The sequence below is a fragment of the candidate division KSB1 bacterium genome (genome assembly GCA_024655945.1).
GTDB lineage: Bacteria > Zhuqueibacterota > Zhuqueibacteria > JANLFK01 > Oleimicrobiaceae > Oleimicrobium.
The window spans coordinates 25,575-39,485 of sequence record JANLFK010000002.1; the positions used below are offsets into that span (position 1 = coordinate 25,575).

The 13,911-nt window shown below is 60.3% G+C and carries 12 protein-coding genes, 1 tRNA gene and 1 pseudogene; all 14 read right to left on the reverse strand.

Going from position 1 to position 13,911, the window contains the following annotated elements; all coding sequences use genetic code 11:
- Window positions 1-112: 112 nt before the first annotated feature.
- The 14 genes and pseudogenes from NUW13_03205 to NUW13_03270 all read right to left on the reverse strand — a co-directional run bounded on the left by NUW13_03205 (window position 113) and on the right by NUW13_03270 (window position 13,533).
- Window positions 113-487: an acyl-CoA dehydrogenase family protein gene (locus NUW13_03205; GenBank protein ID MCR4438033.1), complete on the reverse strand. Its 375-nt coding sequence runs from the start codon at window positions 485-487 to the stop codon at window positions 113-115.
- Between the two features lie 347 nt (window positions 488-834).
- A pseudogene (locus NUW13_03210) lies at window positions 835-1,173 on the reverse strand (acyl-CoA dehydrogenase family protein).
- Window positions 1,155-1,730, reverse strand: a complete 576-nt coding sequence (locus tag NUW13_03215) for a nitroreductase family protein (GenBank protein ID MCR4438034.1) — start codon at window positions 1,728-1,730, stop codon at window positions 1,155-1,157. Before NUW13_03215 ends, NUW13_03210 begins: the two are co-directional and overlap by 19 nt.
- Window positions 1,731-1,993: 263 nt before the next feature.
- On the reverse strand, window positions 1,994-2,338 hold the full coding sequence (locus NUW13_03220) for a hypothetical protein (GenBank protein MCR4438035.1): 345 nt from the start codon (window positions 2,336-2,338) through the stop codon (window positions 1,994-1,996).
- A gap of 96 nt (window positions 2,339-2,434) precedes the next feature.
- Window positions 2,435-3,517: an FAD-binding oxidoreductase gene (locus tag NUW13_03225; GenBank protein MCR4438036.1), complete on the reverse strand. Its 1,083-nt coding sequence runs from the start codon at window positions 3,515-3,517 to the stop codon at window positions 2,435-2,437.
- A gap of 39 nt (window positions 3,518-3,556) precedes the next feature.
- Window positions 3,557-4,138: an NADH:ubiquinone reductase (Na(+)-transporting) subunit E gene (locus NUW13_03230; GenBank protein MCR4438037.1), complete on the reverse strand. Its 582-nt coding sequence runs from the start codon at window positions 4,136-4,138 to the stop codon at window positions 3,557-3,559.
- Between the two features lie 34 nt (window positions 4,139-4,172).
- Window positions 4,173-4,745, reverse strand: a complete 573-nt coding sequence (rsxE, locus tag NUW13_03235; GenBank protein MCR4438038.1) for an electron transport complex subunit RsxE — start codon at window positions 4,743-4,745, stop codon at window positions 4,173-4,175.
- 192 nt (window positions 4,746-4,937) lie between these two features.
- The gene (locus tag NUW13_03240; GenBank protein ID MCR4438039.1) at window positions 4,938-5,558 is read right to left on the reverse strand and encodes an FMN-binding protein; all 621 of its coding nucleotides are present in this window, start codon (window positions 5,556-5,558) and stop codon (window positions 4,938-4,940) included.
- Window positions 5,555-6,634, reverse strand: a complete 1,080-nt coding sequence (locus tag NUW13_03245; GenBank protein MCR4438040.1) for an RnfABCDGE type electron transport complex subunit D — start codon at window positions 6,632-6,634, stop codon at window positions 5,555-5,557. Before NUW13_03245 ends, NUW13_03240 begins: the two co-directional genes overlap by 4 nt.
- Window positions 6,618-8,054 (reverse strand): 4Fe-4S dicluster domain-containing protein, encoded by a 1,437-nt coding sequence (locus NUW13_03250; protein MCR4438041.1) that lies wholly within the window; start codon window positions 8,052-8,054, stop codon window positions 6,618-6,620. The genes NUW13_03245 and NUW13_03250 overlap by 17 nt, the downstream gene beginning before the upstream one ends.
- 171 nt (window positions 8,055-8,225) lie before the next feature.
- Complete coding sequence (locus tag NUW13_03255) at window positions 8,226-11,303, reverse strand: FAD-binding oxidoreductase (GenBank protein ID MCR4438042.1); 3,078 nt, start codon at window positions 11,301-11,303, stop codon at window positions 8,226-8,228.
- Window positions 11,304-11,334: 31 nt separating this feature from the next.
- The gene (locus NUW13_03260; GenBank protein MCR4438043.1) at window positions 11,335-11,745 is read right to left on the reverse strand and encodes a MarR family transcriptional regulator; all 411 of its coding nucleotides are present in this window, start codon (window positions 11,743-11,745) and stop codon (window positions 11,335-11,337) included.
- A 126-nt stretch (window positions 11,746-11,871) separates the two neighbouring features.
- Window positions 11,872-11,945: transfer RNA gene (locus tag NUW13_03265), tRNA-Arg, on the reverse strand.
- Between the two features lie 208 nt (window positions 11,946-12,153).
- Window positions 12,154-13,533, reverse strand: coding sequence for a hypothetical protein (locus NUW13_03270; protein MCR4438044.1), 1,380 nt, complete (start codon window positions 13,531-13,533; stop codon window positions 12,154-12,156).
- Window positions 13,534-13,911: the final 378 nt, after the last annotated feature.

A 13,911-nucleotide genomic window follows, 5' to 3' on the forward strand; every position in this document is an offset into this window, starting at 1 on the left:
GACCAAACTGTCCCTTTTTCCTGTGGCCAGCCTTTGGCCGGGGCATGATCTCCTTCGCCCTTTCCGGAAGCAAGGTTCGCAGGCAGCATTGCGGCGAGTAATCCTTATGCAGCTACACCGGTGCGCACCTCGCCTCGCTCACACAGGGTGGCATGGTTTCTAAGAACTTGGCGTCACGAAAAAACATCTCAGCAGGATAGTCCTTGGTGTAGCCATAACCTCCGAACACCTGCACTGCGTTGTCGGCGCAGAGCATCGCGGACTCTCTGCTCCAGGTCAATGCATGGAGGAGCTGCCCTTGAACCGGGATTCCGCGATCCATCCGCGCTGCTGCATCATAGGTCATCAGTCGTGCCGAAGCCGCACGCCGCGCGGCATCCCCCAGGAGTCGACGGACCATGTCGAAGTCCGCAATTGGCTGGCCGAACTGCTGGCGCTCGCGGGCGTACCTGCTGGAGCAGTCGAGCGCCCCCTGGCAGATGCCCACCGCAATAGCAGACAGACAGGGTCCGCGCCAAAAGGAGAGCCTGGCTGGGTCCTGCTGGAGCAGCTGCCCCACCGCCACTGGGAGGCCATCGCACACCAAAGTAGCCAGGCCTGAGGCCCGGAAACCCAGTGCGTCCCGTGGCACCACTGTACATCCGCTGCTGGAGCAGGAGCGATGGCCCACTGCTTTGCCCCCTCCACTTCCACCTCAGCGAGGAACAATTGGGCAAACGTGCCGTTGACCACAAGGCGCAGCTCGCCACGCAGAGCGATGCCTTCCCTCTGCCGCGCCCCAACCAGCGCATCCTCGACGAGGGACACGGCGGCTATCTCTCTGCCGCTTGCCACCTGGGGCCCAAGCTCCGCCTGGAGCCGGTCTTCGCCACTTTCGGCAATGACCATTCCAACCATGGTCTGTGCGGCCAGGGACAGGGCCAGCGAAGGGAACACCCTGGCCACTTCTTCGAGCACGATAGTGACGGCCAGTGCCCCCATACCGGCGCCACCCTGAGCTTCTGGAACGGCCACTGCACAGAGCCCCAGTTGCGACGACTTAGTAATCAGCTCAATAGGCGGCGTTCCTCTGCGGTTGTGGTCGAGTGCTTGTGCGGCAACCTCTTTAGCACAGAACTCGGCTACCTCCCTGCGCAGCAGGGCCAGCTCTTCGGTCACTCCCAGCCAATCCATTGCACGCGGTCCGGTTTGCGCTTAGGGGTAGGTGCTTCTCCCTCGGGGTAACCCAACGGAATGATGGCCTGCAGCTTCTTGTCCTGGACGCCCGTGATGCGGTTGATCTCCTCCGCCATATGCACAGGACCTGTCATCCAGCACACGCCGAGCCCCTGGCCGACCGCCGCCAGCAAGAGGTTCTGAATGGCCGCAGCCACCGATTGCAAGTCCGTGACCTCGCCCTCGACAGAGGGAGTGTGGTAGGCGCAGATGACCACCGGCGCTCCTCCTAAGGTCCGAAAGAATCTCCCGGTGGCCTCCACCACCTGAGGCTTTTCCGGGAAAACCTGTTCCAGGTGTGCTCGGACGTATTGGTCAAAGGCCCTCTCTGCCACCCGGCGCAACGCCTCTACTTTTGCGCCGGTCACCACTACAAAGTACCAATTCTGTTGGTTCATGCCCGAAGGGGCCCATTGCGCCAATTCCAACAGATGTTCTACAACAGAGCGAGGCACAGGATCAGCCTTGAACGAGCGCACGCTCCTTCTTCTGCGAATTGCCTCCTCCAGTTCCATCCCTCCTCCATGCAGATGCCACGGTGCCATGAGCGCGAATGTGCCCAGAGTGCTCGCCTTCCTCCGGGCTTTGAAATACAAAAGGGCCCTACCGAATTCCGGCAGGCCCTTCTGCAGTTGTCAGCGTGCTGTTGGTTCCTTCATCGCCGATTGAGCTCCCTCCAATGCCTGACGCCGGTAGAGATAGCAAGATTTCTGAAAACGTCAAGCAAAATCTCGCTATCGTCTGCTTGCGCTCCTGCGATTCGCCCCCGGCAAGGCGCTCAGGTGGCGGGCGGAGTGTGTTCCTCTTTTCGCCGCGGGCGTCTCTCACAGAAACCGGAGGCGCGGGCAGTTTCCAGAAGAAGTCGAGAGTGAGGCATCCCCTCGCTGGGCAGAAGGATGGCGATCTCCTGTCCGCCTCCGTACCTCATGTACACGTTGCAGTTGTAGCAGATGGTGACGTCGTCGTCGACGCCGGCGGTGAGGTTTACTTTGCACGGGGTCCCGGCGATGGCCCAACAGGCGAATTCCGGGTTGCGGTACGCAGGGCACTGGCGGCGGACTTGCTCAGGACAGGCGTGCATCTCCCAACAAGCGGTCTTGCCCTCCCAGAAACCCTTGTCCATGGCTCACCTCCTGCATGTGAGCACCGTGCCCTTGGCCCGTTCTGGAAAGTCTGCTCGTTGCTTCCGGGGGATGCCGGCGGCGGCCAGGGCTCCGGATCAGAACTTGTCAAAATAGATGCACGACTCAGACATTCCCTTGCGTTTCAACACCTCAATGACTGCATCAATCATCACCGGCGGGCCGCAAAGGTAAGCCTCCATGTTGTCGCAGCCATCTAGTTTCTTATCGATCACGGTATGGATGAACCCCGTTTCCCCATCCCACTGGTCGCCCGGATCCATTGCCGACAAAGCCGGGATGTAGGTGAAATTGGGACGCTGTCGCGCCAGCTCCAGGCACTCTTGGTAAAAATAGAGGTCCTTCACGGCTCGGGCGCCAAAGAAGTAGGTCACGCGCCTTGTCGTACCCTTCTCGAAGAGGTGCGTGATTATAGACTTGATGGGCGCCACACCGGAACCTCCGGCCACGCACAGGATGTCGCGCTGCGAGTCCTCGCGCAGATAGAATTCCCCATACGGCCCGGTGATGTAGACCTCGTCCCCCACCTGCAGGTGGTTGAAGATATAGCCTGTGCACAACCCCCCGGGAACCAGACGCACAATAAGCTCGATGGCGTGCTTCCAACTGGGTGGCGAGGCCATCGAGTAGGCGCGAAACTCGTTCGTGCCCGGCACCTCGAACTGGATATACTGGCCAGGCTTGCACTCGATGCTGTCCGGCTCCAAGAGTTTGAGTACGATTCGCTTGATGTCATGGGTGAGGTCTGCTATTTCCGCCACCTGCGTGCGGAAGCGCTGTACGCGAAGATAGGCTTCGGGGATGAGCAGGCGCACATCCTGTTTCACCTTCACCTGGCAGACCAGGCGTACGCCCTGGCGAATCTCGTCCTTGGAAAGAAACGGCGCCTCGGTGGGCAGCACCAGGCCGCCCCCTTCCAGCACCCTGAGCTTGCAGAAGCCGCAGGTGGCGCGCCCGCCGCACGCCGACGGGATAAATATCTTGTGGTCAACCAGGTACTGCAGTACCGAATTCCCGCCTTGCACCACCAGGGGCTCATTGTCGTTGATGTAGATCTTGCACTCCCCATAGGTGCCAAGGTAACGGTCCAATGCTGCCAACACTACACCCAAGCCACCCGCAACTGCCGAGAGCACCAGAACGGCTGTCCATGGTATCATAATGCGACACTCGCCTCACATTGTCGAACTGATGTCGCGCTACTGCAAGTTCACGATGCCGGCAAAGCCCATGAAACCCAGAGCCATCAGGCCCGCGATGATCATGGTGATACCCGGGCCTTCCAGCGCCTTGGGCACTTTGGCGAAGACAAGCTTCGTGCGGATCCCGGCCATCGCCACGATGACCGCCATCCACCCGATGCCGCTCCCCACAGCGTAGGCCATGCTCTGGATGAAAGAGTAGTTGCGCAAAATCATGAAAAGCGCAAGCCCGAGGATGGCGCAGTTAACCGTGATAAGCGGCAGAAACACTCCCATGTTGATGTACAGCGTGGGCGAAAAGCGCTCGATGACCATCTCCACAACTTGCACCAACGCCGCGATGATGATGATGAAACTCACCAACTGCAGGTACTGCACATGATACGGCACAAGGAGCCAGTGATACACCGGCCAGGCGAAAAGCGCCGTCAGCGACATCACGAAGATGACGGCTATCCCCATGCCGGTTGCCGTCTTCAGGTCGCGCGATACGGCGATGAAGGGACACATGCCCAGGAAGTAGGTCAAGGCGATGTTGTTGGTGAAGATGGCAGCGAAAAAGATGACGTATGGGCTCATGAGCTTCTCCCGTGAACGCAGCCTTTTTCACGGGCTACTTTCGCATTTGAAAGCCGCGCAGCAGCCAGATGTACAGACCCAAGACGATGAACGCCCCAGGCGCCATCACCATGATGACCCACGGCTCCCACCAGGTGCCCAGCACACGGTGGTCGAACAATGTGCCGAACCCAAGTAGTTCGCGCACAAAGGCGACGATGATAAGCGACATCGCATAGCCAAGGCCTACGCCCAGGGCGTCCAAGAAAGCGCGCCCCGGGGGGTTAGAGGACGCATAGGTTTCTGCTCGCCCCATGATGATGCAATTGGTAATGATGAGTCCTACATACGGCCCCATGGCCTCGCTGATCGCCGGGTAGAACGCTTTCAAGTACTGATCCACGAAAACCACGTACGTGGCGACGATCAGCGTGTACACCGCCATGCGTACGCGACGCGGAATCGCGCGGCGCAGCAGCGAGACGGTCACGGACGAGGCCGTCGTGACAAAAATCACGGCGATGCACATCGCCAGGGTGTTGGTGAGCTTGTTGGTCACCGCCAGAGCAGAACAGATCCCTAACACCATGCGGAAGGTCGGGTTCTCTGCCCAAATCCCTTTGACCATCTGCTTCCACCCCTCGCGCTGGGTGAGCGGGACCTTGCGGCGCAGGGGTTTCGCCTTCACTTCGCCTGAGACGGTACTATCAGCCATTGCCTTTCCGTATACCTGGTTGTGAGAAGGTGAGGCTTGTCAGCGAGCAAGCCTCATGTGCACAGCCATTCTTCGACGATCACTCTCTCCCACTCCGGCAAGCGCTCAGTCCTGTCGAGGTGCTTCGGGTGCACCGGGCATGCCCGCCAGGAAGCCGGCAAGTCCCCGACTTATGATCCGATCCAATGCCTTGCTGGTCTCGGTGGCACCAGTGATCGCGTCCACCTCGTTGGGGCCGTTTGCTTTCGCGCCATGCACTACATGCAACGCGGGAACAACCCTTTTTCCTTTGAACTGTTCCTGAAACCATGGCTCATTCATGCGGCCGCCTAACCCTGGGGTCTCTGCCTGTTCCACAACCTTGAAGCCGCGCACCGTCTGCAAGTCCTCTTCCAGTGCCAGAATGACCCGAATTGGAGCCCAGAAACCTGGTCCGAAGAGCTCAAAGGCAACTCCCGTGTAGCTCTTGGCCCCATCTTTCATCACGTAGGCACGGTAGTAGGTACCGGAGGGACCGGTGACCTCCTCCACGCTTCGCGCAAAAACCTCCAGCAAATTTCCCTCATCGTACGGAATCGAAAAGGCATCCAGCACCATGCGCTTGAGCTTTTTCTCCTGATTGATCTGAACAGTCTGCGTGGTGTAGTCATAGACCCAGCCCAACATTGTCGCCGAAATGGCTGCGCTGACGACAAGCACCACGACCATCCGTACTCTATCCTTCATCTCGACGCCACCTCCCGGTACTTGGCCATGAGGACGAGGTGGTCGATCAGGGGAGCAAACGTGTTCATGAAGATGATCGCAAACATCACGCCCTCCACGTAGCCGGACAGGCCGCGGATGAGCACCGTGATGATGCCGGCAGCTACGGCGTAGATCCACTTGCCCACCTTGGTGAAACAACAGGTGACCGGGTCGGTGAGCATAAACATTGCTCCAAACATTGCGCCACCGGCCAGCAACTGGAAAAGCGGCGGCGCGAACCTTTCAGGCCAGAGCGAGGAGCCAATTGCAGAAAAGACCGCCATTGCCCCCAAGTAACCTAACGGCAGGCGCCAGTTGGCCACTTTGGTGGCGACAAGGAACACTCCCCCGAGCAGGATCAGAAGTGCGGACGTCTCGCCGAGGGCGCCGGCCACCGTGCCTACAAACAGCTCCTTAAGGCCGGTCAAGGAATGCGTGGCCTTGTACGAAATGAGCGGCGTGGCGCCGGTGACAACATCCGCGGTCCATTTGGCAAATCCGCCTAAGCCGGAGCGAAACGGCTGCTGCCAGCGAGTCGTCATCGTCGCGGGAAAGGCGACCGCCAAGAAGAGCCGACCGATCATCGCCACGTTGAAGATGTTGCGTCCGGTGCCGCCAAAGGCTTCCTTGGCAAACACTGTGGCGAAGACGATGCCGACGGCAACCATCCAGAGAGGAATAGTGGGAGGCAGAATCAGCGGAAAGATGAGGCAGGTGACAAATGCCCCTTCGTGTATCTCCTCCTTGCGCGCATAGGCAAAGAGCCACTCGGTACCCACGCCGAAAACGTACGATACTGCTATGATGGCGATGCTGCGCCAGCCGAAGAAATAGATGGAAGCCAGGGTCGCGGGCATCAGCGCAAAAACGACCATAATCATGAAGCGTTTCAAATCCAAGGGGTCGCGCACATACGGGGGCGCCACTGGGACCTCTGGTTTCAGGAAGAAGAAAGCATCCAGGGCCTGCAGGGCAGTGCGCAAGGGAGAGAGGGCCTTGTACTTGCTCACAAGGCCATAGGCACTCTGGAAAAGACGCTCAAGCAGTCGCCGCATACTTTTCCTTCTCTTGCATCAGCGTCCGTTTTCCAAGGCGAATATCGGCCAGCAAGTCGATCTTCGATGGGCACACGTAGGAACAGAGCCCGCACTCGACGCACGAGAAGATGCCAAAGCGTTCGCTCTCCTCCACCAAACCGTGAGTCACCTGCTTGCTGAGCAAGTGGGGGATGATTTCCACCGGGCACACATCTTCGCAGTAGTTGCACTGCACACAAGGGCGCTTTTCCCCATGTAGACTGGCCACCAGACGCCGGGAGCCAAATGGGAGCATGGCGGCGAGGAAGGCGTTGCTCGAGGAAACACTTTTCGCACCTGGCCGGAAAGAGCCGAGCAACTCCGCCTGAGTAGGGAGCGGCAAGCAGGCGAGTGCGGCGGTCGAGCGGGTCACTGGGGCTTCCAGGTCGGTGACACGGACGCCGGTGAGAAGACCGCCAAGCACCAGATAGGGGTGGGCCTGGTCAATCAGCCGGCCGCTCACCAAAGCGCGCACGGTGGTGCCGACGGGCACCCTCACATAGCCGGGGCGGCTGAAGCCATTCCCGCCCAGCGCAAGAAGGCGTTTTGTGACCGGGCGTCCATCGACCACCGCCTCCTTGGCATGGAGCACCACCTGCGCATCCGCGACTACGGCCCCGAGTGCTGCTGGCGAGGTAGTGACCTTCTTGCGGGAAAGTAGTGCGGTGACTAGAAGGGCCGGGTGCTCTTGCGGGTACTTCGCCGCAAGAGGCCAGACGGTGAGCCAGGAAGGCGCCGCAGTTCGCCGGTAGACCTCGCCGAAGAGGTCGCTGTCCGCCCGGCTGTAGCCCACAGCTACGGTGGCCTCGGGAAATGCTTGGTGAAGCACGCGCAAGCCAGTTACAAAGTCGTCCAATCGCCCGTTGAGCAGCACTCGCGGCCTTGGCAGAAACGGCTCAGTGCTCAGGGCCGCGATGGCAACCACCTTCACCTGCTCTGTGGGCAAGGGACTGCGCGTAAGAGGCGAGGGTAAGCCCTGGGAAAACAGAGAACCGACCCCCGCGGCATGCAGAAGGTTTTGCACTTCATCGGCCTGGAGACGCTCAAACGAGGGGGTGGCACCGGGCAGACGCTCCTCCTCATTCCTGCCGTCCGGTTCGATGCAGATCGCTGGCACCAGGTCGTCAGCGATGGTAACCGCGCCCATTTGGGCCACCGTCCCGCTGGCCGGAGCGTGTACGGGCCAGCCAAGCTCGCCGTTTGCCCTGCCGAGCACTTGGCCTCGCACCACACGGTCACCAGGTTTGACGACGGCCTGACAAGTGCCGCCGAAACCTTGCCGCAATGGCACCCACAGAGGGCCAGAAAGGGGAACCTCTCCCACGCCGCCCTGAGGTTCTCCTTCCAACCGTGGAAAGTGAAAACCGCCTCTTATGCTCTTCCGGTATCTGCCTAACATGTGTCGGCACCGTAGAATTCAGTCTTGCCAAGCAAGGCCGTTTGCTAATGGAAGCCGCCCAGCATCATGACCCGCCTCCCTCTCCGTGCGCGCGCAGCAGCACCTCTGCCAATCCGCTCGTCTGGCCCAAAATAGCCACTTTCCGGAGAAAAGCAAGCAAAAAAGCTCGGCCTAGGGGCTGACTGCCGTCTTGCCACGCAGATAGTCGATCATGGGCTGGGTGACCAGCGGCACCATATCGCCAATCATGTGCGGCATGAGGTTCTGCATGACCTGGGGCATCAGTTCCGGCATTTGCTCGCGCATGTAGTCAGGCATTGGGACGCGCTCGGCCACGCGTGCAAGCATGACCGGCATCACCTTGGGCATCATCACCGGCAACAACTTGGGGAAGAGCAGCGGGAACAAGGGCTTCATCAGCGTCAAGGCCCCTGGCACCTTGCCCATGAGGCGCATCATCGGCCCCATGCCCAACGGCATGGCGTCGATCAACTCCGGCCACATGCTGCTCATGAGTTCGGCAAAACCCTGCGGCGTCATGAGGGCGATCATCGCCTCGAACACCGCCCACTGCGCCTGTACTTCGGGATTTGGGTCTGGGAACTCGTACCCGAGTTTGGCCGCGGCGAAGCGAGCAAGGTCGACGACTTGCAAGGGCAGCTGCTTCTTGGTGGCGCTGACGCGCAGCTGAAGCTCGCAGCAGGGACAGAGGCTGAGCACGGTTTCCGCGCCGGCTTCCATCGCCTCCTCGAGCCGCACCTTGCCAATCTCCGCTGCGACCGGTGGCTCTTTGATCAGCGTCAGCACGCTCCCACAGCAGTGCGCCTCGGCCCGGTTGTGCTCCATCTCCACCAGCTCCACCCCAGGCAGTGCTCTGATGAGCTGGCGCGGTTCCTCGTACACCCCAGAGACACGACCGATGTGGCAGGAGTCGTGCCAAGTCACCTTCTTTGCCTTGCCCTTGCCGTTGGGGAACGAGAATTCGCCCCTTGCCAGTTTTCCGGCGATGACCTCTGAATAGTGGCGCGTCACGATACCATAGTCGATGCCCAGTTTCTTGGCCCACGTGGGGTAGACTTGCCGCCACATCATGTCGCAGGCAGGGCACGAGGTAACCACCGTGTCGGCACCGGCGCTCTTGACTGCTTCGATGTTGCGCTGCATCACCTCGCCAAAGAGTTCCCACTTGCCTGCCACCAGCATCGGGGTACCGCAGCAGTTCTCCTTTTGGCCGAGGTAGGAGAAATCGACACCCGCGGCGTCCAGAAGCCGGACGGAGGCCATACCGATATCGTGCTCGACATAGCTTGCCGTGCACCCGGCGAAGTAGACGGTCTTGCTCGTGTGTTGGGGGCCGTGTTTCTGCCGCAAGTCCTCGGGGAACCAGGCAGCCCGGTTCTTGCGGTAGCCTGCCCAAATGTTCCCCTGCCCGCGCAAGGCGGCGGCCATCATTTCAAAGGGCGGGAAGGTCATGCGACGGTCGTCCGTGACCAGCTTGCCGCGGAGCTTCATCCAGGCCGGCTCGATGGGCAGCGCCGCCGAGCAACGGAGATTGCACAGCTCACAGGTCGTGCAGACCAGGAAGGTGTCCACCATTTTCTGGTTCCAGTCAACCTTCCCTTCCATGAACTGCCGCAGCCAGTACCATTTGCCGCGTGGGCTTTGGCTCTCCCAGCCGCGGCTGTAGAACTGATCGCACTCGTCGATGCAGTAACCGCACTGCGAGCAGCCATACGCATACCAGGCTACGTCTGGCGGCATGCCACGCACCTCGCCACTGGGGCGCTCTCCCACCTGGGTGATGACGGTGTTGCCAAAAGGTCTAATCAACGGTTCGAACCAGCTGGCCAGGCGCATCAAGGCGCCGAACGGGCCGTTGCCGAAAACCTTACGGGGATTGAGGATCCCTTTTGGGTCGACCTGTTTCTTGAAGCGGCGTGCTCGCTCCCGGCGCTCCTTGCCAAGGATCTCGCGGCCGCGGCTTGCGAAGTACAGACCCGTGGCGTAGGGGCGCCCGCCGTGCTTGCCCGCAATGTTCATAATGGTCATCACCAGCCCGAAGACAAAGTTGTAGCTGAGACGTCGCTGGTCGCTGGGGATAAAGCCGAGGATGACCACCTCAGGAGTCCCCCCTACTCCACGCCTGATCACCACGCCCTCTTTCACTACCGGCTGGTGAACCTTGTTTTCTATTTCGGTCATCACTGCCCCGAGGCTGTGCAGGGGAACGATGACCTCCGCAGGGACCAGAGACGGTCCAAGGCGCTTGACAATCATCAGCTTGAAGCGATGCTCCCATTCGTGGCGGGCGATGCGCTCGCTGAGTACTTCGCCTTGACAAGGTTTGAGCAGTTGAGCTAACCTCTCCCGCACCTGCTGGCTGTGTTCTTTGCGGAAGGCCAGGGTGGTAATGTAGGCCGCAGGCAGGATGACCCGCTCCTCGATGGGATGACCATAGTGCTCCATGAGGGGCGCGCGATTCTTCATCTCGGCCATGCGCGGATTGATGAACACCATTGCCCAAATGGGCAGGTCGGCGTCAATCACCGACTGGGCGAAACGCTGCAGCTCGTGGGCATCAGGACAGGCCACGGCGACGACGTCGAGCTCTTCGTCAGGCTTGACCCGCAGCGTCACCTGACTGAGGATCCCCGTTGTGCCTTCCATGTCGGCGACCAGATCGAGGTCGTTTCCACTCAGGTCCCGTGTCTCACCAGAAGGCAACACCACACGGGCAGAGACCACATTGTCGCGGAAGTACCCGTATTCGTAGCTTCCTATCCCGGCGCCGCCCTGTGCTAACCACCCTCCGACACTGGAAGAGGGGTAACTGGTGGGATAGAGGCGCAAGGTGAAGCCGTGTTTCTTCAGCTTGCGGTCCAGCGCCTCCCAAGTGATGCCGGGCTGCACGGTCGCGGTCTGCGCCTCTGGGTCTATTGCGATCACGTCCTTCATGTGATAGAAATCGACGACCATCCCTTTCTTGACAGGGATCACCCCACCGTAGCCAGAGGAGGCTTTGCCGCGCGGCGTAACGGGGATGCGCCGTTGGTAGGCCCACTTCACCAATTCCGTAAGCTCGGCCTCGTCCTTCGGCTGCACCACGAGGTCAGGGACCGTGCTTCCTATGAACGGTCTGACCAGCGCCGGCATGGCGGCAATGTCGTGCCCGTAAAGCATCCGCTCCACTTCGTCGAAGGTCACGCGGTTGCCAAACGCCTGAAAATAACTTCTGTCGAGACGCGCCATGGGATTTCTCCGTGCGTGGGTTATGTTCCTGTTACATCACTTCAGCGAGCAAGGTGAGCGCTTCGCGCACCTTTTCGTGCGCCTGCGGCGGCAGCGCAGCAAGTAGTCGCGCTTCGCATTCAGTCATCAGTTCGCCAATGCGGAGCTGCATCTGCTTCCCCTGGCTGGTGAGTGCCACGTTAACGCGGCGGCGATCCTCGGCCGCAGTGGTCACCGAAACGTACCCCTGTTTGGCCAAGCGGTCGATCACGCGACTCCCCCGCGACGGCGAGAGCCCCATTTTCGCCGAGAGTTCGAACGCCGGGAGTGCCTCCTCTTCTTTCATGATGAGCAGTCCATTGAACTCGGCCGGCGACAGCTCAAGCTGGTCCATGATCTTTTGCTCGGTGGCCCAACATTTTGCGCTCACCGTCATAATGAGTTCAAAGAGTCGCTTTTCCATAGCCACATTTCCTGCTAAGGGCAATAGTTGCTATCGGCAACCAACTGGCCGCAATTTACAATATCAGGAGGAAATTGTCAAGGAAAATTCTTCCGCGCCAAAAAGAAAGAAGGGCGTAAAGAAGAGCGCGCCCAGTGCGATTCGAACGCACGACCTACGGATTAGAAGTCCGTTGCTCTATCCAGCTGAGCTATGGGCGCAGGGCGAGGGCCGCATGGCTGATCGGCCGCGCTAAATATACCAACTGCCCGCATGGAAATCAAGCACCTTTTCGCCTCGCCTTTCCCAGGCGCGTTCCGACCCCGACGCTCGCTCGCCACGCAGGCCCACCCGTGCCAACGCCGGCCCCAGGCTGTGACGCGCCGCTCCTTTGGCGAAACAGCCGACCGGCTGACCGCGCGGCATAAACTACCTCTCGATCCTCACCAGCTGCACGGCGTAGCCGGGAATGCTCAATACCGTGTCGTTGACTAAGGGGTGCTGGACATCAGCGCTTGCATCGTCCACCTGCAGGAGGCTCAGGCGCCCCGCTCCGATGCCACTGATCGCATACGACACTGCCTCGGCGGTGGGATTCGCAATGAGGAGTGCCCTCTCCCCTGCCTCATTCAGGCCGGCCAACATCCAAAGTGACGAGGCGGGAGTAGCGGCAACCGCCAGTCGCTGCGGGTACGTGGTCAGGAGGGCCCAGAGCGAGAAGGCTCTCGCAACTCGTTTGGGTCTGCCATCGGCATAGAACATGCCGTAGAAGGTAGGCGCGTCCGCGGCAGGGTCCGGGCCACGATAGAAGGTCGCCGCCGCGACTCCTTCCTGCTGCATGGCGATCCAGGCAGCCGTCAGAATGGCTGCCCCCTTGCCACCGGTGCGCAGCGCAAAGGCCTCGGCGCTCTTTTCCTCGACGAACATGATGTCGGTGTTCCACTCGGTAACATGCATCGTCGCCGAGGGGAACCCAGCAGCATCCAGCTCGCTGTGGTAGGACCGCGCGCCGATGAGCCAATCGCTCGGCTCATTGGAATAGAGGTGCCAGGAGAAAAAGTCCAGCGGTGTGTTGTTCTGTTTGAGGTAGCCGAGGAAGCTTCGTACCCACTCCTTGCCTTGCGCAGTCATGAACCCGGTTTGCATCATACCAGGCCCGCCGACCTGGAGGTCGGGGAAAGCCTCCTTTAGGGCCTTCGCGGCATCCACGAAGAGCTGGAAGAATTCAAGGCGCGTGCGGGGTGGCGGCCAAAACTGCGCGTTATCCGGCTCGTTCCATATCTCCACGTAGGGGAAAGGCGTGGTGAAGCCGTTCCACTTGCCTTCACGATAGTGGCGCACCACCTCGACCGCCGCACCCACCCAGTTGGCCCTCTCCTGGGCATTGGCGGGTGGCGTGGCGTTGTTCCAAGAGTCGCCCAGCCGAAAGTAAGGCTCAAAGCCTTCGTCCACAATCGCACGCCACATGAAGTCACTGGCGGCAAAGTCATAGGCTGCCGGGTCAGACGGGTCTCGCGTGCGGTCCCGGTACATCAATGCCATGTCCAACGGCCCGTAGAAGTCGTGGGTCCGCACAAGGGTCACGCCGATTTCCTGGTAGGCTCGAGTGAGGTCCGCAGTGGCGGGCCCGGTCACCGAGGGGGCCGGGCCGATGTTGACACCAAGCAGAGGCGCAATGGTCCCCACCGGAGTACTGCCGATGGCTATGTTCACATCGGCCTGCAGGGGCGATGGCTTCTCGATGTCTTTGTGGCTGCATGCAAGAAGGACAAATGACAGACTCGCACAGCAGAGGCCTTTTACCCGCATGGACAGCCTCCGCCATAGACTCGCGATTGTCGGCGACATATTCCTTCTCGGTTGCACGGCATCACTCCAGAGGATGCAAAGTGTGCGAAGAACCTCGCATTTGAGACCGGCAGTAACCTTCCGCTTGCCAAGAAACGGGGCAAATCAAGGGCACAACGTCTTGCGGGACGGTCAGGACCGATCAAAGGATCATCCCCTCCCCCCAGGGGGAATGCTTTGCTCCTGCATTATCTAATTTACACACTGATTGTGCCAAAAGCAAGGTATTTGTCCATCCTGCCCGGCGGTCCAGAAGCATCATTTGGCGAGGGCGCGTCTTCCAGGCGTGTCAGACGCGCGCCGGACAACGATAGCTTACAGTACTCGGGTAGGACGGTG

Coding starts and splice junctions, on each gene's coding strand:
- NUW13_03220 (MCR4438035.1), bottom strand. CDS start 2,338: ATGGACAAGGGTTTCTGGGAGGGCAAGACCGCTTGTTGGGAGATGCAC.
- NUW13_03215 (MCR4438034.1), bottom strand. CDS start 1,730: ATGGAACTGGAGGAGGCAATTCGCAGAAGAAGGAGCGTGCGCTCGTTC.
- NUW13_03240 (MCR4438039.1), bottom strand. CDS start 5,558: ATGAAGGATAGAGTACGGATGGTCGTGGTGCTTGTCGTCAGCGCAGCC.
- NUW13_03230 (MCR4438037.1), bottom strand. CDS start 4,138: ATGAGCCCATACGTCATCTTTTTCGCTGCCATCTTCACCAACAACATC.
- NUW13_03245 (MCR4438040.1), bottom strand. CDS start 6,634: ATGCGGCGACTGCTTGAGCGTCTTTTCCAGAGTGCCTATGGCCTTGTG.
- NUW13_03255 (MCR4438042.1), bottom strand. CDS start 11,303: ATGGCGCGTCTCGACAGAAGTTATTTTCAGGCGTTTGGCAACCGCGTG.
- NUW13_03260 (MCR4438043.1), bottom strand. CDS start 11,745: ATGGAAAAGCGACTCTTTGAACTCATTATGACGGTGAGCGCAAAATGT.
- NUW13_03225 (MCR4438036.1), bottom strand. CDS start 3,517: ATGATACCATGGACAGCCGTTCTGGTGCTCTCGGCAGTTGCGGGTGGC.
- rsxE (MCR4438038.1), bottom strand. CDS start 4,745: ATGGTCAAAGGGATTTGGGCAGAGAACCCGACCTTCCGCATGGTGTTA.
- NUW13_03250 (MCR4438041.1), bottom strand. CDS start 8,054: ATGTTAGGCAGATACCGGAAGAGCATAAGAGGCGGTTTTCACTTTCCA.
- NUW13_03270 (MCR4438044.1), bottom strand. CDS start 13,533: ATGCGGGTAAAAGGCCTCTGCTGTGCGAGTCTGTCATTTGTCCTTCTT.